Source organism: Streptomyces sp. NPDC050508 (genome assembly GCF_040655155.1).
GTDB lineage: Bacteria > Actinomycetota > Actinomycetes > Streptomycetales > Streptomycetaceae > Streptomyces.
This window is the reverse complement of record NZ_JBFAJJ010000023.1, coordinates 21,929-39,711: the sequence shown is the minus strand read 5'-3', so window position 1 is coordinate 39,711 and position 17,783 is coordinate 21,929. Positions and strand designations below refer to the sequence as shown.

Sequence of the window (17,783 nt, the reverse complement as noted above, 5' to 3'; positions counted from 1 at the left end):
GGCGGGCCGCAGCCCGGGGGCGTGGGGGTGTCGTGTGTGGCCTGTGCGATTCCATCCACGTCAGGTCTGTTTCCTGGAACGATGTCGGCTTAGCGCCGAAGCCGATCAGACGGGGGACCTGTGCCGCCCAAAGGGGATTCACATACACCAGACGGGATCGAACTGGCGGTCTCCGACCCGTCGTCGCTCTCATCGCTGCACAACTTGATGCGGGGGCAGTCCGGGGTCGATGTAGCGATGGCGCCCCCGACGCCGGGGCCGGGCGAGCTCGGATCCTTGGAGGTGCTGGTAGTGCTCGCCAGCAGCACCGGGGTGGTGGGGGCGATCAAGACGCTGCCGGACTTCATCCGCTCGCGGCGCGCCAATTTCCGGATCGAGACGACCGTCAAGGGGCAGCCGTTCGTCCTGGACGCGACCAACGCGGATGATCAGGTCATGGCGATTCTGGAGCGGCTGCTCGATGACTGACGCGGGCCTGTTGCGCGACTATTCGCGCTCGCGGGCGGTGCTGATCGGCGCATCGGAGTACGACCACTTGCCATCGGCGCCGGCGGCCGCCAACAGCCTGAAGCGGATGGAGGGGCTGTTGCGCAACCCGCTGCTGTGCGGCTGGCCGAAACAGCGGGTTGAGGTACTGCGCGAGCCCCAGCGGCGCGACGGCCTGCCCGACCAGCTGATGAAGGCGTTCGAGGGAGTCGAGGACGTCGCCCTGTTCTACTTCGTGGGACACGGCCAGCTATACGAGGACGAACTGTGCCTGGCGCTACGGGAATCGCCCAAGTCCGGTGCGCGATGCACGACCGTCGGACTCCCGTTCTCCGATGTGCGTGCCGCGCTGCGTGCATGCGACGCGCAGACGAAGATCGTGATTCTCGACTGCTGCTTCTCTGGCGTTGTGACGTGGCCCGAGCACAGTCTGGCGACCACGTCCACGGATGTGATTGACAGAACGCTCGGAACAGGCGCAATCACGATGGCCGCCAGCGGTGCGTACCGGACCGCCGGGTTCGAACCCGGCCCGCACGCGGTCAAGCCGCAGACCTACTTCACCAAATACCTGATCGACGTGATCGAACAGGGTCTGCCCGGTTATCCCGACGGCCTGCCGCTGGGCGCCATCTACGCTCGGGCGGCCGACGCGCTCGCCGACGACCATCGACCGGAGCCAACCCGGTCCGTCCGGCACGACGCGGATCGCTTCATCCTGGCCCGAAACCGGGCCGAGCCCGTTGCACCCCCAGCGGCCCTGCCGGGAGCGCGCTCCGCAGTTCCCTCGCCGGCACTTGACCCAGAGCGCGAACAGCTGATCGACCGTGCCGTGAGGATCGCCTGCTCCCTCAACGATGGAACGGGGCGAGATTCAATACTCACCGAGAGCGCCGAGATTGTCGCCGCGGCGAATCCCGGCCGTGCTGAGGAGATCGTCAGCTACATCGACGACCTGGAGTATCGAGACCTCGTACTTGTCTCGTTGGCCCTGGTCTCTCCTGGCCGAGCCGAGGAGATCATCCAACGCGAGCGCATACCGATCGAGCGTGCATGGGTAATGTTGGAACTGGCCAAGGGGTTGATCGACCGCGATCCCGGCCACGCGCAGAGGCTGGTCGACCAAGCCGAACTGCTCCTCGCCCAGATTTCCAGTGACTCTCGAGCCCCGACCCTTCCCCTCCAGACAATTACTCTCTCCGTGCGCGCCCGCCTGCTGATATCAGCGGACCTCCCGCAGGCGACCAAATTGATCGAGCGCGTGCTGCAGATCCCCTTAGATCCGGAGCACCTCGACGAACAGACTTCGGTACTGATCGACCTTGCCACATCAGTGGTTGTCGTTAGCGCCCAGTACGCCGGACGCCTGATCGACCGCGTGGAATACTTCCTCCGCGAGGATGACTCCGCCCCCGATCAGCGGGCCATGAGAATGGCCACGACCGCCAGCACCGTGGCCCGCATCGACCCGGATCGCGCCACCCGGCTCATGAGCTCCGCCGAGACAGCCGCCCGGAAACACGCGACCACCCCCTACTATCTGAGCCAGGTGCCCACTCGGCTGGCACAGATCGCCAAGGCAGGCCGCAGCGCTGACCCGCAATGCGCCGAACGCCTCGTGGACCTCGCTGAGCAGACCGCCTTGAACATCAGCGAACAGAAGGAACGAAATCGGGCGCTACGCCTCCTCGCCGAAGAGGTGGCGAAGGTCGATCCCCACCGAGCCGGACGGATCACCCAAACGGTCTGGACCTTGGGTCCGCGCCAGGTTGAGGAACTCGCCCGGATCACTGATCCGGTCAGGCGAGTTAAGACCCTCGTGTGGATGGCTCATGAAGCCGCTGCAACAAACCCCGGGCAAGCCCGACGATGGCTCGACGATGCCTATCGGACCGTTCTCGACACCAAACAGTGGCGGACACGCATACGCCTCGAATTCAAATACCGGCCCCTATCGTGGCGAAGCGAGCTCATGGCAACCGTCGCGCGAGAGGCGGCTGCCGTCGACTCGGAACTCGCAGCGCGGGCCGCCCAGTATGTCGTGGATGAGGTCCACATGAACGAAAATGCGAGCGTGCTCGCAGATTGCGCCAGCGAAATCGCTGCCGCGGACCCAGAGCAGGCCGCCTTGCTCGTCGACCGCGCAGAGGCGCAAACGTCTACATCCAGCGTTTTTGGACTGGATAGAATCGGGAAGGCCCTTCTGAGAATCGCCCCAGAATTTGCGGAATCCGATCTAGCGCGATTCGAACGCATGGTCCTCCGCGCGCAGAGTGCATTTTACGGAGTGTCGCCAGAAAACCGTGCGGCGACGTCCGGGTCGCATTGGAATGAGTTCGCCACCACGCTGGCTGCGAACTCACCGGACGCCGCTGAGGAGATCGCTGATAAACTCCATGGAGAATCTCGTGATGAAATGTTGCGCGCCATTCTCCCCGCGTTCACCGAGACGGATCCTGGCCGGGCCGAGCGGATTGCCAGCGCCATCACCGACGACTTGCGGAGGAACATGGCGCTGCGGGAGCTTGCGAGCTCGATCGTCGAGCAGGCCAGAGGCATGGTGGACGAGAACTCCACGTAACGCCTTGCCCTCCCGTCCCCGAGCGCGGCATCGGGTCCAGCCAGGCACGGCGCCGCGAGCTTGGTGACGCCAGCCTCGGTCCAGAGCCCGCGGGTGACGCCTCATGGCGCGGGAGATTCACAGCTCGGCTGCCTCTACCGGAGCGACCGTACGTACTTTCAGGGATCCCCCGATCCCACATCGAGGAGAATGCCAACACGGGCCCGTGCACCTTGAACGGGCTGGTGGGGAACGATCACATCGCGATCGGGGAAAGATCTTCAACAGCCGACAACGCCACAGGTCAGCCCCACTCGTGAACACCCCACACCGCAGCAAACCGTTCGTGACCCAGGTCGAGAACGGATCACGAGATCCCGTCCAGCTCATCGAGTTGGGCGGGATCTCGTCGTTGTGCGGCTTGATCCGGTGCCGAACTGCCTAGCGCCTGCTGCCCGGTCGGTGTTCGATCAGCCACTTCGACGCGTACGCCACCGCGGGGGCGAGGTCGAGGAGCAGGCAGTCGGCGGCTCCCACCCGGCCGCGGGTCACCGGACGTTCCGGCAGGGACGCGTAGGAGTCGCCCAGCGTCGGGAAGACCGACGCGTCGAAGTCCACGTCGCGGTAGCGGTGCCAGCGGCGTCCTCGTGGGCCGTCGGTGACCGCGCAGCCGTAGAGGCGGGTGCTCTGGGCCGGTACGCGGTACTCGGCCAAGTGGAAGGCCGTGCAGACGGAGAAGTCCACGCCCAGCAGCAGGATGCGGGCGTCCAGTTCCTCCAGGCGGGCCAGGGGGGAGGCCTCGCCCAGGTGGCAGTCCAGGGCGTGCCCGGCGGTGATCCGTGCGGCGGCCGGACCCAGTGCGGCGAACGAACTCTGCGGGTGGCCGCTGCGCAGCGCCCCGGGGCGGATGCGGACCTCCTCCGGCAGGAGGCCGACTCCGTAGCTCGGCGTGCGCTCGGGGTCGAAGGGCGGCAGGGTCGCGCGCAGCCGGGGCCACTGCTTCGCCGGTACGGCATAGCCGCGCGTGACGGGCCAGCGGGAGGGGTCGGAGTTGTCGGGGGTCTGCGTGTAGACGACGAGGGTGCCGTCCGCGCCGAGCGCCTCCAGCAGGGAGTCGGCGACGGCCCGCGCACCGCCGTGCACCGGCCCGATGGCGCCCAGGGACGCGTGCACGAGAACGGTGTCCCCGGGCCGGACTCCCAACGCGCGCAACTGGGCGACGAGTTCGTCCGGACCGAGCGGCGCGGACGGGGCGTGGGGTCGGGCGATGCCGGTGGTCATCGCAGGGCTTCCTGCGGGACGCCGACGGGTCGCCGCGCGGTGGCGTGCCGGAGGTCGACGACCGGGTGCGGGTCGTCCCGCGGTACGTCGACGACCCGGCGCAGTTCCTCCGGTGGCAGTGCGGTCCACAGCAGCCGTAGGTCGTGGCGGACGGCGGAGGCCACGGGTCTTCCCGGGGTGTTCGTGTCGTCCAGGAACTCGCGGAGTCCGATGTCCCCGCCCCTGGCCATGGTGTACGGCGGGACGGAGTGCCGGGACAGCACCAGCGCCCCCGGACCGGTGTTTCCGGTCTGCCCGGTCGCGAACAGGTGTCGTACGTCGTGGAAGTGGCGCTCCTGGAGGCTGCCGACGTCGATCACGGGGGCGTTCTCCGGTACGGGAGTGCCCTGGCGCAGGGTGAGCGGGACGGCGGCACGGTCGTGGACCAGGACGTGGGCGGCGGCGTACAGCAGGGTCTGTTCGTCTTCGGTGGCGCCGCCCTTGCCGCCGAGCCGTTCGAGGACGTCCGCCCGTCGGGCCGGGGGCAGTGTCCGTACCAGGTCGTCCAGGGCGGTCACGACGTCGGGCGACGGGAGGGTGCCGTAGACCCCGAAATGGCCGGGTGTCAGGTGGGACAGGAGGCGGTCGAGGCAGCGGGCGAGGAGGTTCGTCTCCGCGGTCACGGTGGGCTTGGGCAGGGCGTTGACCCAGCAGCCGAGGGAACCGGCGAGCACGATCTGGAGGTGGGGGGCGCGGTGGCCGGCCCCGGTCAGCCGGGACGCCATGCGCAGGGCCGGGAGGACGTAACTGAGCGCGCGGAGCGGGACGTTGGTGCTGGCGCCGTAGACGATCCGCAGTACCAGTGGGGCGTGGACGGCCTCGGCGACTGTCCGCAGCAGGGGGGCGAGGCCGTGGCGGGGGAGTGCCTGGAGGTAGCCCGAGCGTCTGGCCTCGGCTCCGATGACCGCGTTCAGGAGGTGCGGGCGCAGTCGGTTGACCTCGCCGGTCTCCTGCGCGTCGGCACACGGCGGAAGGGTGGCCAGTACACCGCGGACGTCTGTGTCGGTCAGGAGGTGGGGTTCCTTGCCAGGTCCCAGGACGGGCACCCCCCGCAGGATGGCAGTGAGGAGATTCGCCTGTTTCTTTCCCAGGGGCGGCACCCCTTCGAACATGTTGGGCATTGTACCCGGCAATTCGCCAATAAAGCCTGAACGGTTACGAGTTGATGGCCTGGATTGTGCCACGGCCGGGCGCCCGCGCTCGTGCGAAACTGGAAACCAGGCAGGTACGCAAGCCGCATACCGGGGGATGAGATGGAGCCCGTGTACCGCTATGCCGTCAGCTACGCGCACGGCATGGACGAGGCCTGGGTCGCGAGATTCCTGGACGAGCTGAGACGCCGTCTGGAGACCCCGGACCGGCCGCGTTTCGAGCGCCTCGTCCCACCGCCTCTCCCGCCCGGCGGACGGGAGGGGGCGTACGGCGTCGCGACGGCGCACATCGTGCTCGCGCTGTGCAGCCCGGCGTACTTGAACGAGGGTCCCGCCCAGCACGACTGGGCGGTGCTGGCGCTGCGCCGGAGTCTGGGGCAGGCCCGCACCGGAGTCACCCCGCAGACGGCCCTGCCCCTGGTCTGGGAGCCGGTCGACCGGCGGCTGCCGGGCCCGGTCGCGACGGCCGACGACTTCTCCGCGGACCAGCTGCCCGAGGTCCGGATACGGCATCGGCTCCACGGCTGACGGTCTCCGGAAGTGCGCGGTACGTCCGGCCGCTTCGGGAGAACCACGCTGTCGGCCATATTCGTCGAGCGAGTAGTGGCCGTACGCCCCATGGGGAAGAGTGCAACGGGGTGCGGTGCGTGGGAGCCGTGGGCTGAGGATGGGGGCAGTGGGCTTGATCAAGCTTTTCGACCCGGCTGAGGAGACTTACCGGCCTGCGGGGAACGGCCGTACGCCGGCCCCCGGCACGGCCCGCCTCGACGACCAGGTCTACCTCTTCGACGACCGGACCGTTCTCGCCGTCAACGTCGCGCTGGCGTCCGGCCGTCCCCTGCTCGTGCTCGGCCCGCCGGGCTCGGGCAAGTCGGCGCTCGCCCCGAACGTGGCACGGCTGATGGGCTTCCGCTACTACGCCGAGGTGGTCACCGCCCGCACCGAACCGCATGAGCTGCTGTGGCGTGAGGAAGCGTTCCGCCAGCTCAACGACGCCACGCAGGGCACGCTCCAGGCCCCCGGTTCGCGCGACTACTTCCGGCCCGGACCCCTGTGGAAGGCACTTGATCCCGCCGTGGACGAGGAGGGCCCGCCCGCGTCGCACGACCGCTCCGCGGTGGTCCTGATCGACGAGATCGACAAGGCCGACCCCGATGTCCCGGACGCCCTCCTCGATCCGCTCAACAACCTCCGCTTCGTGGGCCCCGACCGCCGTACGGTGACGGCTGCCGAGGGGACGGGCCCACCCCTGGTGGTGATCACGAGCAACGAGGAACGCGAGCTGTCCGCCGCCTTCCTGCGCCGCTGCATCCAGCTGAGGCTGGAGCCGCCGGACCGCGAACACCTCCTGAAAGTCGCCCGGTTGCACATGGGGGACGACTACGACGAGGCGCTCACCGTCGAGTTGGCCGACCTGTTCGAGAACGAGTCGGGCGCGACCCGGCCGACGGCGAGCACCGCCGAGTTCCTGGACACCCTGAGGGCCTGTCGCCAGCTGGGCCTGACGGCCGCGTCGCCGGAGTGGCGGGCCGTCGCGGGCCTCGCCATGGTGAAGAACTCCTCCGACCCGTTCTCCTACACATGAACCGGAGCCCGGCCCCGCTGGGGGATCTGCTGCGGACGGCCCGGGTCCTGGGGGTGTCCGACCCGGACGGCCTGACCACGCTGGCCGCGGCCCTGGGACTGTCCCTGCCCTCCGCCGGCCGTACCCCGCTCACGCGCGCGAACGCCCCGTCCGACGGCCCCGGCCGCCGTACCGCGGGCCCGGTACGGCCGTCCCGGGGCGGCGAGGGTACGACGGCCCGCGCGAGCCGCCCGGGTACCGGCACCCGATCCGCCGACCGGGCCGACGGCCGGGACGCACCGTCCGGGCCCGGTACCGGCGACGCCGCCGCCCCGGGGCCGTACCACCGGACCCCGGACCCGCCCGTGAGCCCGCCCGAGCCCGTCCCCGGCCCGGACACCCGGTCGGCCACCGGCGGTTCGCTGCTCCTGATCCGCGCCGCGCGCCCGGCACCGACCACGGAGGCGGAACAGCCGCTGTGGCGCGAGACCGATCCGTCCGCTCCACCGGACGACGGCACCGACGAACTCCTCGGCCACACCGAGGCGTTCGACATGCCCTGGCCCACCGCGCTGCCACGCCCCGCCCCGCCCTGGAACCCGCGGACCGAGCGGGCCGTCTTCCTCGCGCTGGCCGGCACGTCCATGACCGGACGCGCGGTCGACCACCCCCGGCTGGTGGACCTGGTCGTGCGCATTCTCGCCGGTGGCCAGGTCGCCCGGCCCCGGGTGCCCTACCGGCAGCGGACCACCACCCGGGCCGGAGCGCTGCTGCTGATCGACCGCGGCGAGTCGATGCGGCCGTTCCGGCACGACCAGGAGTGGATCACCCGGCTCGCGGCCCGCATCCTGCCGCCGGGCGGACTGCGCGTGCTGGACCTGCGCATCGCCCAGGGCGTCAGCCGCGACCGGGGCCGCACCTGGCAACCCCACCCGGTGCCGCCGCACGGACAGCCGGTGCTCCTGCTCTCCGACCTCGGGCACCTGCAACCGCCGTCGCCCGGCCGCCACCAGTCCTCGCCGGCCGGCTGGCTGCCGTATCTGCGGCGGCTGCGGGAAGCGGGCAACCCCGTCGTCTGTCTCACGCCCTATCCCGCCGAGGAGTACCCGGCGGCCGTGCGGCGGACGGTCGCACTGGTTCCGCTGGACCGCCGGGTGTCCGTACGGCTCGCGCAGACCGCGGCCCGCCAGGACTCGCGCCGGGCCGGGCAGCGGCGATGACGGCGGCACTTGAGCGCGGCGGCGCGTTCCAGCTGATCGCGGAGGAGCGCCGGCACCGGCCCGCCGTCGTACGGCTGGCCCGGTCGCTGTGCCTGGCCGCGCAGGCGGAGCCGTACTTTCTGAGGAGTGCACGCCTCCGCTTCGCCCCGGACAGCAGCGCAGGCCTGGAGGCCAGGCTGTACTTCTCACCGCTCGTGGAGGCCGCCGACAGCCGCGCGCTGGTGCTGTACCCGGAGGTCAGCGCCGAGTTACGGCGGGAGCTGTACGACCACGACCTGGACCTGCTCGGCTCGGTCCGCGACTTCACCCTCGCCGCCCACCGGAGCGCACCGCCCCTGGTCCGCGGTTTCGAGGAACTGCTGTGGTCGGCGACCATCGGCCCGCCACCCGCCGAGGCCGAGGTCGAACGGACCCTGACCCCGCTCTTCCGGCAGGTGCTCGCCGAGGGCGCCGCGGCGGCCGAGGCCAGCCGCTGGATCCTGCGCTTCCTTCCCCGACTGCCGGAAGCCGTACGGGAGTCGCTGCCCGCCTGGCGGCTCCAGGTGATGGCGGCGGAGCGGCTGGGCATGGAGCCGCCGCGCGGCCTGCTGGCCCGGGCCGACGCCGACGAGGTGCGGACCGTGCGGGCACTGGTCCACACCGAGGTGGACATCGGCGTCCGGGCCTGGGCGGACGGCCTGGTCCTGAGCCGGCCCCCGGAGCGGGGCGCCCTGGTCTGCGGGGCGAGCGGGGCGGGCCGCGTACAACTGCGGCTGCGCGGCGCGCTGCCCGGCGCCCAGTGGCACGAACTGGACCTGCACGACGGCGAGCACACCGCCCTGCGCGTCGGCGTGGCCGCCGAGGTCCGCACCGACGGCACGCTGCTGGCCGCGCAGGCGGAGCTGGGCGGCACCCTGCTGTGCGCACGGGCGGGCCACCGGGCGGCGGTCGCGACGACCGCGGACGGCCGGACCGTGCTGCGCATCGACGACGGCGAGTCCGTGCTCGCGGTCGAACTGCCCGAGCAGCCGCGGCTGCTCGGGGTGGCGGACGCCGGTCCCGCGGCCACGGCGGTGGTGAGCCGCAAGGGACTCCACGTGGTGACGACGGCCGTGGACGGCACGGCCGACGCCGTACTGCACCCGCTGTCGGTGCAGCCGACGGCCGTGGGCTGGTCCCGGACACCGGAACGCGAGGTGCTGTGCCTCGCCACCGCGAACGACGTCCTCCTCGTCGACGACGGCGACCCCGGCCGGACGCTGGGCACACTGTGGCATCCCGCGCCGGTGGTACACCTCTGGTCCTCGGTCCGGGCCGGCCTCGTGGCCGTCGCGGACGCGGACGGCGGCGTGACGATCCACAACCTGTCCGGGACGACCCCGGCCGTTGGTCCCGCACGGTGGCAACAGGGTCCCTGGGGCGGGGTCACGGCTCTGTGCGGGGACCCGTGGTCGGGGGCGGTGGTCTGGGGCACTTCGGACGGGCGGGTGTACGGGGTGGGGGATTCCTCGTTCGGGGGACCGGGCGGGGTGGCGGGGGCCGTGTCGGAAGCCGCGGCCGGTGACTCCGGCAGCTCCGGTGGCACGGCCGGTGCCGTCGCCCTGCTGGGTACGCTGCCCGCGCCGGCGTCCTCACTCGCGCTGCTCTCCGACGCCGGGCTGGTCGTGGCCGCGGACGGAGGGGACCGGCTGCTGCGGCTGGCCTGGCCGGGGGGCGGGCCGGTGACGGCGGTGCCGATGCCCTTCCGGGTGCGGGAGGTCCATCCGGCGGCGGGCGGGCTGCTGCTGGTGGCGGGGCACGGCGGTGAGGTGGAGATCCGCGCGGAGGACGGCCGGACCCATCTGCTCACCCCGGGTCCCGTGCCCGCCCCGCCCGACGGGGAGGGACCCGGCTGGCTCCGGGACAGCGTCGGGGTGGTGCTGTCGGCGCGTGACGCCGTACTGCCGGCCGGCATCCGGCGCTGGGGCATCGGGCACGTCTGTCTGCCCGCCTCCCTGCCACCGGACTCGGAGGAGTTCGCCACGCTGCTGGCACGCGCCCGCGAGCAGGGACTGCGCGTACTGGCGGAACTGGCGCCCCCGGACGAGGACTCCCCGCACGGCGAACTGCTCAGGCGGGCCTACGACCTGCTGGAGGAACCGGTCGACGGACTCCGGCTCACCGGCACGGCCCGGTGGCCCGCGTCCCTGCTCACCCGCCTGCGTCATCTGCTGGACGCCTACCCACAGGCGGCGGTCGTCGCGACAGGCACCCCTCACCTCGCACTCGGCACCGGCCGCCTCACCCTGACCGCGCCCCCGGAGCCCGCGCCCACCCCGGGCCCGCCCGGTCGACCCGAGGCCGCGATCCCCGGCACCGCCCCGCTCGCCCCGTACGGCACCTGGTTCCTCCCGGACGGGCTCCCGCACCCGCAGGCCTGCCTGCTCCTGGCCCTGCCGGGCTGCCTCGAAGTCCCCGCCTCGGTCCTGGCTCCGGCAGGCCGGGCGTCCTCGGCGCTACGCCCCCTGCTCGCGGCCCGCGCCGCCCAACTGCCCCTGCGCCACGGCGGAGTGGAGCGACCGCCCACCGGCGCCGCGCAGGTGACCGCCGTCCGCCGGGACCACGCCGGGCAGGCCGTCCTGTGCCTGACCAGTACGGCCGACGTCCCGGTCACCGCCAGGGTGCCGCTGCCGGAGGCGACCGCCGCAGCCGAGCTGATCGAGATCGCCCACGACGCTCCGGGCCACCCGTCCGACGCCCCACCGCCGGTCCTGCGGCCGGATCCCGACGGCCTGGTCACGGTCGAGCTCGACGCGGGCCGCACGCGCTGGTTCCGGATCCGCACAGCCGCCCACCCGCCGCCGGACGGGGCCACCGACCCCTTCGCCCCGCCCGCCGGCTGACATGCCACGGTTCAGTACGAGGAGTCCCATGCCCGGTCCCCATGTCTTCCTCAGCCGCAGCGAACCCGTGGGCTGCACCTGCAACTGCTGGCCGGCCCGCCGCGCCATGGAGGAACTGCTGCAACAGGAGGGCTGCGAGCCGGTCGTCGTGGACCGCGGGACCCTGGTGCCGGGACAGGACTGGATGGAGGCCATCTCCGACGGCATGGGCAACGCCCACGGCATGCTCCTGATCGTGTCGAGCCACGCCCTGAAGTCCGAGCATGTGCAGAACGAGCTGGCCATGGCGGAACTCCGCAACCGGCACGACGGTTTCCCGGTGATCCTGCTGATGCTGCCGGAAGTGACCCTGGACGCGCTGGAGAAGAGCGGGCTCGGGTCGCTCAGCCCGAACCGACGGCAGACGGTGGAGTGGCCGGGGGAGGACGACATCGAATCCGTACGACGCGACATAAGACCCCAACTCGACCTGATGAGTGCCGAGTTGAGCGGCGCCAAGGTGCATCACCGGGTGGTCCACCATCTGCGGGAGGTGGATCCGCAGAGCCTGGGCCGGGCCGGCGCGACACTGGGGGTTCCGGTCGAGACGCTGTCCCCGCTGATGCGCCACCGGCTCGCCTCGGGGCTCCTGACCGAACGGCCGAGCGAGCCCGTGACCGACCCCCTGCGCGCGGCCCTCACCGAACTGCTGCCCCTGTCCGGCCCGGACGCCTCGCGGGAACTCATCCAGCTGAGCGTGACCCACGCCCGGGTTCCCGTGGCGGAGGCGGACCGGATGCGCGGGGTGCTCGGCACCGGCTCCCCCAGGGTCGCGGTGCTGCCCGCGCTCTCCACGGACACGGCACGCCGGTACATCCACCGGGCCAGTGAACAGCCGCTGCCCTGGGACCACTTCGTCGTCACGCTCACCGCGGGCGCCGGTGTCCTGGGCGATCTGGTGCAGCGCATCGAAGAGGAACTGCTGGAGGAGTTCGACATCCACGACGAGGAGGAGCTGCACGAGCACGAGCACGACTTCGGCCCGGTGGTCGTGATCGTCCCGCATCCCCCGGACGCCGACCTGGTCAGGGCGCTCGACACGGCGTACCCGGTGGGGCTGCTGTTCCTGTTCGTGGTGGACGGCGAACTGCTCGGCACCACCGGGACGCACACCCGCCTGGAGGGCCTGCCCGCCTGGCGGGAGGAGGAGATGAACCGGACGGTGCGGCGGTTCGTGCGCAGATACGGAACGACGCTGAGCAACTGACCCGGCGCGCGCTGACCGCCCCGGCACTGGCTCGGGGCGGTCACTCGCGCTGTCGGATCAGGTCGGCGGCATCTCCAGGTCGAAGTCGATCCGTTGCCGGTCGCTCATCACCCGGAAGGTGGGATGGCCCGGGCCGAACTCCCGCTCGGCGGCCCGCGTCGCCTCACGGACACTCTGGTGGGCGTCGTCGCCCATCAGGCTGCGGTCCAGGGCGACGTTGTACTCCGCGCAGAGCACCCGTGGGTGATGGTCGCGGTAGAGGGCGCGATAGGCCTCGCGAGCCTCCTCGTCCTGGGCCAGCGCCTCTTCGTGGCGGCCGAGCGCGGACAGCACGCCGGCCCGGTTGGAGCGGCAGGCGACGGTGGCGGGATGGGAGGCGCCCAGTCGCCCGACGAGGAGCGGGAGCGTCTCGTCGGCGAGTTCCATGGCGCGCTCGGTCTCCCCGCGGTTCCTGAGGATGGCCACCAGGTTCGTCGCGGCCGCCAGGGTGAACGGGTGGTCGGGGCCGAGACGCTCGCGGTAGCGCTCGAAGTTCTCCTTCCCGAGGTCCACCGCCTCCGATCCCCGGATCGGATCGACCAGCGCCAGGGCGAGCAGGTCACAGGCGAGATTGGCGGCGCACGACATGGTGTCGGGGTGTGCCTCGCCGTAGCGCTTCCGGTACACGTTCAAGGTGGACCGCGTCAGGGCCTCCGCCTCGGCGTAGTGGCCGAGGCGGCGCTGGGTCACCGCGAGGGACGCGTCCGTGCGCAGCACGTCGTTGGACTGCTCGCTCTTCTGGAGGGTGACGAACCGCCTGCGGATCTCGATGAGCAGGTCGAGAGAGCCCTGGTAGTCGCCCGTCTCCCGGCGGTCCAGCGCGACACTTCCCCCGAAGGCCCAGGTGAGCACGTGCTGAAGCCCCAGTGCCTGCCGGGACCTCTGATAGGTCTCGGTCGCACGTTCGAGGGCTTGCGAGGTCTGGCCGACCAGGAGGAGCGAGACACCGAGGTTGTTCGCGGCCCGGAGAGTGTCCTCGTGATCCACGCCGAAGTGGGGGCTGTTCAGGTACAGCTCGTAGGTCCTGAGGTCCTCGTCGTACGCCTCCTGGTAGCGGCCCAGGCCACGCAGGTCGGCGCCGTAGTTGCGGGCCGTCACCAGGGTGTAGCCGTCGTCCTCACCGAGCTGCGCGCGCTGACGCCGCAGTGTGTCGGCGTCCAGGGTGTGGGCCTCCTGGTAACGGCCCAGGGAGCGCAACGGGTTGGCCACCTGGGCGGCCAGCCGCAGCCGGAGGTGGTGGTCCGCGCCGAGCGACTCCGTCCAGGCGTCGAGCGCCTTCTGCCCCAGCGCGGCGGCGGCCCGGTGGTCGCCGATCCGCCACTGGTTGCGGACCTGGCGGATGACCCACTCGCACACCCGCGCATCGGTGTTGAACAGCGCTTCCGAGGGCTCCAGATGAGGCAGTAGCTCCGCGAACCGCTGCTGGACCGCGGCACTGTCCTCCGCGGAGGCAGCCGAGGGCAGAGCCCCCGCCAGCACGAGTTGTGCCTGGTGCCGCGTCCGCTCCTCGCGCTCGGGGTCCTCCCCGAGCCATTCGCGCACCGCGGCCTGGACCAGTCGATGGACCTGGATGGAGCCGCTCTGCTGGTCCACCGTGGCCAGCGCGTACCGCCCGAGGTCACGGATCAGGAATCCCATCACCATGGGGTCGAGCACGGATTCGTCGTCGGTCTCCTCGGCGAGCCGGTTGCGCATGGCGTCGCTGTAGAGGAGCGAGTGGGCGATCGGCTCGGGAGAGAGGAAGGCGCAGAGTCCGAGGAGCCGGACCGCCGCGGGCCGTTCGTTGCCGAGCCGGTCGACGGTCAGCCGCCAGACCGCCAGGAGGGATTCCTGCTGGCTGTCCCCGCTGTCTCCGCTTCCGCTCAGAACCGAGCCGACCCGGCTGTTGACCTGCTCCAGGTAGGTGTCCAGGGGCATGGCCGTCTGCCGCAGCCAGGCCGTCGCGAGCTCCATGGCCATGGGGAAGTCGCCGAGCGTCTCGGCGATCCGGTCGGCGTCGTCCACGGACAGCCCGTCCACCCTGCGGCGCAACAGGGCGATGCTCTCGGACCTGTTGAAGGCGTCGACCTCCAGGGCGACCTGGTTCTCCTCGTGCGGCGAACGCCGGGCGGTGAGGATGACGTGCCCCGGCCCCTCGGCGGGAAGGTACCGTTCCACCGTCGTGTCTCCCTCGTCCCAGTCCTGGGTCTCGCCGTTCGTGCCCCGGCTCTCGGTGATGTTGTCGAAAACCAACAACCAGCGACCGTGATCGCCGTTTTTAAGCGCGGTCATGGTCGCCTGGGCACGTTCGTCGACCGTGTCGCCCGGAATTCCGAGTTCCAGCCCCAGCTCCGCGAGGAGTCGCGGAAGGCGGTTCGGCTGTTCCGCCGGGATCCAGTGCACGAGGTCGTACTGGGCTCCGTACCTGTGGACGTACTCCTGCGCGATCTGGGTCTTTCCGATCCCGCCGAGGCCGTAGAGGAAGACTTTGCCCACCGGCGTGTCGGAACGCAGCGATTCGGCGCTCAGTTCGGACCGCAGCCGGTCCAGCTGTACGTCGCGGCCGGTGAAGGCGTTGTTGCGGCGGGGCACGTTGAAGATCCGGGGGGCCCGGCCCGGATAGGTGAGGTCCTCGCTGACGGCGGAAGCCGGTGCCTTGAGGTCGAGCAGGCCGAAGACCTTGCTGAGCACCTGCCCGGCGGGTGTGTCCACCAGCGTGAATCCCGGCAGCCCGCGCAGCGCCGGCTCCGGCTGGTGCTCCCGCGTACGCAGTCCGATGATCCTGGGCCCTTCGGGGGCCGCGGCCAGGGCGCGTACCTCGTCGGCGACCGGCGTGGTGGCGAAGTCGGGCGAGAGCAGCGCGATGACCACGTCGGCTCCGTCCGCCGGGCCGTTGGCCAGGGGCATGGACGGGCTGCTTCCGTGCAGTGCCACGGCGATGCCCGCGGCCTGCAGCTGGGCCGCGATCCACTCCGCCCAGGCGCCGTCGCGCAGCGCGTAGTCGACGCGCACCCGGGGCACGAGGCGGCCGCCGGGTACCGGTACCCGCTGGAAGCGGGAGAGCAGCTGCCTGCGCACCGGTTCCTCGACCGGCCGCAGGGCCGTCACCCGTCCGTCCGTGATCACCGAGGTCAGACGTTCGTAGGCGCCCAGCAGCGAGGCGGGCTGGCGAGGCGTGTCCGCGACCGTGGCCAGGACCTCTTCGTATGCGAAGAACGGCTTATAGGGAATCTCCACCGCGCCCCAGTACCCGTCGGGGTCGGCGGCCCGTGGGGTGTCCTTCAGAAACTCCTGGAAGCGCTGACGGGCGTGCCCCCGGCTGACCGCGAGCTTCTCCTGCTCGGCGTCCTCCACCCGCATGGGCACGGGGAGGATCCGGACGTGCGGGACGGTGCGTCGTACGTTCGCCGCCACGCTGGCACTGCCGTCCACCGACTGGGTGTTCAGCGTGAAGCAGTCGACCAGCACGTCCGGCATGGACATGGTGGTGATGCCGGAGGTGTCGCTCCAGCCGGTCCGGCTGTCGATCAGGGCGTAGTCGTAGTTGCGCCGGATGTCCTCGCGCAGGGCGTGGAGGAAGTCCGCGCCGCCCCGGCGGTCGTAGAAGCCCTTCCAGTCGTACGTGTTGATCTTCTCCGAGTATTCGGGGGTCTGCCGTCCCGGGGAGACGAAGTCGACGTAGCCGCCGCTGTCGAAGTTCCACGCGAGGGTGGAGGCGAAGCGCTCCACGCGGGCGTACTGGCCGTAGTCGTCGTCGGCGGGCCTCGGCCTGGCCAGGTCGAACTCGCGGACGAGCTCGATGACACCGTTAGTGGAACTGAGTTCCGGGTCACCGAGGAAGGGAGCGAAGTAGCGGTGCAGGCCCGGCGCCTCCAGGTCCCAGTCCATGGCCAGTACACGTTTTCCGTTGCTGGCGAGGATCCAGGCCACGTTCGCGAGGGCCATGGTGCGACCGGTTCCGCCCTTGAACGAGTAGAACGTGACGATCGTGCCGGGCTCGCGGGTGCCGGCGTCACCCGAGTCGAACATCATGAGGAATACCTTCCGAGCAGGGGACACTTGTGGAGGCTTTCGGGCGGCATTGTCGGTGACCGAACGGCTTCCACTGACTTGAGCGCCTCGTTCTGGAGGCGGATGAGGACCTTGCGCAGGGAGGAGGTGAAACTCTCTGCGTCCGGCAGTCCCCAGTGGTCGTACTCGCTGCGCTGACCGCGCATCAGGGGGAGCGCGTGGTCGAGGAGTTCGTCGAGGGTGACCGCCTGTTCGGCCGATTCCGTGTCGTCGCGGGACCTCGGTTCGAGCGCCGTGGTCGCCTCGGGACTTCGCTCGTCCACGGCCGTCAGCAGCCGGCGTTTCTCCCGCCGCATGGCCACCCACGCGTCCACCAGGAGTACGACGAGTTGCTCGGGGTCCTCTTCCCGGCTGATCCGGTCGACGGTCGCCTCGTCCAGCGGCAGCACGGTCGCGGTGAAGTCCAGGGCGGTGGCGGTGTTCTTCACCAGGGAGACCAGGGCCTCGTGTTCCCCCGGAGCGTAAGGAGACCAGTGCAGGGCCGTCTTCCCGTAGTACTGGCTGGAGTGCCGCTCCTCGGGCAGGTCGTCCTCGGCAGCGGACGCCACGACGAAACTGACCGTCTGGCCGCCGGCGGGAGTAGGCGCGCCCAGAGGGGAATGGCTGCCGGTCGCATCGAATCCGTGCACCTCGGGAAGCTGTTCCGCGGCTACGACGATGCGGTCGGCGGTGGCCCTCAACACCTCTTCGTAGTCGGCCCGGTAGCGTGCCTTCAACCGCAGCAGATGCAGCAGCCCGTCGCGCCGGTAGGCCTGGGACCGTGCGCCGAGGGGCGGGTACGGGAGGACGGCGTCCAGCGCGTGCGCGGGGTCGGGCTCCCACATGACGGGGACGACCGCGTCCGCGCTGCGCCCGGTCCTGGACCGCTGCATGTTGAGCCGCCGCTGGAAGTAGGACAGCTCGGCCCGGCAGTACGACTGGCTGAAGTAGCGTGGTGAGTACAGCACGACCAGCACTGTCGACCGGCACAGCCCCGACACGTCAGGCGACTGCGGCTTCCCACGGACACCCACGGCTTCCGGTGAGCGTCCCGTGCGCTCGGCGACGACCCGGCAGAGGTCGTGGAAGAACGACGCGACCCACTCCTCGTCGACGGTGCGAACGTGACTCAGGTAGAAGTGGCTCACGATGGCTCCATTGCGACGCGGACGGATCGGCCGACGGGCCGAGCGGTCGCGGAGCACACACCGCGCGACTCGTCACCACCGGCACCACGTCGATGTTTGTTCCGGACATGGTGAAAACCTGGTGGTGCGACCGTGCCGCGCGACCTCGCCGCTCCGTGT

General features: G+C 70.9%; 11 protein-coding genes. 7 read left to right on the top strand and 4 right to left on the bottom strand.

The annotated features are described in order from the left end of the window. The first annotated feature begins 120 nt into the window (after positions 1–120). Positions 121–468: a hypothetical protein gene (locus tag AB0I69_RS41980; protein ID WP_363101062.1), complete on the top strand. Its 348-nt coding sequence runs from the start codon at positions 121–123 to the stop codon at positions 466–468. Further along, positions 461–3,067, top strand: coding sequence for a caspase family protein (locus AB0I69_RS41975; RefSeq protein ID WP_363101061.1), 2,607 nt, complete (start codon positions 461–463; stop codon positions 3,065–3,067). The genes AB0I69_RS41980 and AB0I69_RS41975 overlap by 8 nt, the downstream gene beginning before the upstream one ends. A gap of 420 nt (positions 3,068–3,487) precedes the next feature. Here AB0I69_RS41975 and AB0I69_RS41970 read toward each other — a convergent pair whose 3' ends face one another. Beyond that, on the bottom strand, positions 3,488–4,327 hold the full coding sequence (locus AB0I69_RS41970; RefSeq protein WP_363101060.1) for an AAC(3) family N-acetyltransferase: 840 nt from the start codon (positions 4,325–4,327) through the stop codon (positions 3,488–3,490). After that, the gene (locus AB0I69_RS41965) at positions 4,324–5,478 is read right to left on the bottom strand and encodes a hypothetical protein (RefSeq protein WP_363101059.1); all 1,155 of its coding nucleotides are present in this window, start codon (positions 5,476–5,478) and stop codon (positions 4,324–4,326) included. Before AB0I69_RS41965 ends, AB0I69_RS41970 begins: the two co-directional genes overlap by 4 nt. 141 nt (positions 5,479–5,619) lie before the next feature. Here AB0I69_RS41965 and AB0I69_RS41960 point away from each other — a divergent pair, with 141 nt between their 5' ends. From AB0I69_RS41960 to AB0I69_RS41940, 5 genes are all read left to right on the top strand, one after another. Then, a complete protein-coding gene (locus AB0I69_RS41960) occupies positions 5,620–6,045 on the top strand; it encodes a hypothetical protein (protein ID WP_363101058.1) in 426 nt (141 codons plus the stop codon). A 148-nt stretch (positions 6,046–6,193) separates the two neighbouring features. After that, complete coding sequence (locus tag AB0I69_RS41955) at positions 6,194–7,102, top strand: MoxR family ATPase (protein ID WP_363101057.1); 909 nt, start codon at positions 6,194–6,196, stop codon at positions 7,100–7,102. Further along, positions 7,099–8,301, top strand: coding sequence for a hypothetical protein (locus tag AB0I69_RS41950; RefSeq protein ID WP_363101056.1), 1,203 nt, complete (start codon positions 7,099–7,101; stop codon positions 8,299–8,301). The genes AB0I69_RS41955 and AB0I69_RS41950 overlap by 4 nt, the downstream gene beginning before the upstream one ends. Continuing rightward, a complete protein-coding gene (locus AB0I69_RS41945) occupies positions 8,298–11,162 on the top strand; it encodes a hypothetical protein (protein ID WP_363101055.1) in 2,865 nt (954 codons plus the stop codon). The genes AB0I69_RS41950 and AB0I69_RS41945 overlap by 4 nt, the downstream gene beginning before the upstream one ends. A gap of 28 nt (positions 11,163–11,190) precedes the next feature. Continuing rightward, positions 11,191–12,408, top strand: a complete 1,218-nt coding sequence (locus AB0I69_RS41940) for a toll/interleukin-1 receptor domain-containing protein (RefSeq protein WP_363101054.1) — start codon at positions 11,191–11,193, stop codon at positions 12,406–12,408. A 57-nt stretch (positions 12,409–12,465) separates the two neighbouring features. Here AB0I69_RS41940 and fxsT read toward each other — a convergent pair whose 3' ends face one another. Both fxsT and fsxC read right to left on the bottom strand, forming a co-directional pair. After that, positions 12,466–16,458, bottom strand: coding sequence for an FxSxx-COOH system tetratricopeptide repeat protein (fxsT, locus tag AB0I69_RS41935; RefSeq protein WP_363101053.1), 3,993 nt, complete (start codon positions 16,456–16,458; stop codon positions 12,466–12,468). Then, entirely contained in the window at positions 16,455–17,624 is a 1,170-nt protein-coding gene (gene fsxC, locus AB0I69_RS41930; protein ID WP_363101052.1) for an FxsC protein, read from the bottom strand. The genes fxsT and fsxC overlap by 4 nt, the downstream gene beginning before the upstream one ends. Positions 17,625–17,783: the final 159 nt, after the last annotated feature.

Bases quoted from the DNA above. Each gene is read 5' to 3' on its own strand.
- AB0I69_RS41945 (WP_363101055.1), top strand. From the start codon at position 8,298: ATGACGGCGGCACTTGAGCGCGGCGGCGCGTTCCAGCTGATCGCGGAG.
- AB0I69_RS41940 (WP_363101054.1), top strand. From the start codon at position 11,191: ATGCCCGGTCCCCATGTCTTCCTCAGCCGCAGCGAACCCGTGGGCTGC.
- AB0I69_RS41965 (WP_363101059.1), bottom strand. From the start codon at position 5,478: ATGTTCGAAGGGGTGCCGCCCCTGGGAAAGAAACAGGCGAATCTCCTC.
- AB0I69_RS41950 (WP_363101056.1), top strand. From the start codon at position 7,099: ATGAACCGGAGCCCGGCCCCGCTGGGGGATCTGCTGCGGACGGCCCGG.
- fxsT (WP_363101053.1), bottom strand. From the start codon at position 16,458: ATGATGTTCGACTCGGGTGACGCCGGCACCCGCGAGCCCGGCACGATC.
- AB0I69_RS41975 (WP_363101061.1), top strand. From the start codon at position 461: ATGACTGACGCGGGCCTGTTGCGCGACTATTCGCGCTCGCGGGCGGTG.
- AB0I69_RS41970 (WP_363101060.1), bottom strand. From the start codon at position 4,327: ATGACCACCGGCATCGCCCGACCCCACGCCCCGTCCGCGCCGCTCGGT.
- AB0I69_RS41960 (WP_363101058.1), top strand. From the start codon at position 5,620: ATGGAGCCCGTGTACCGCTATGCCGTCAGCTACGCGCACGGCATGGAC.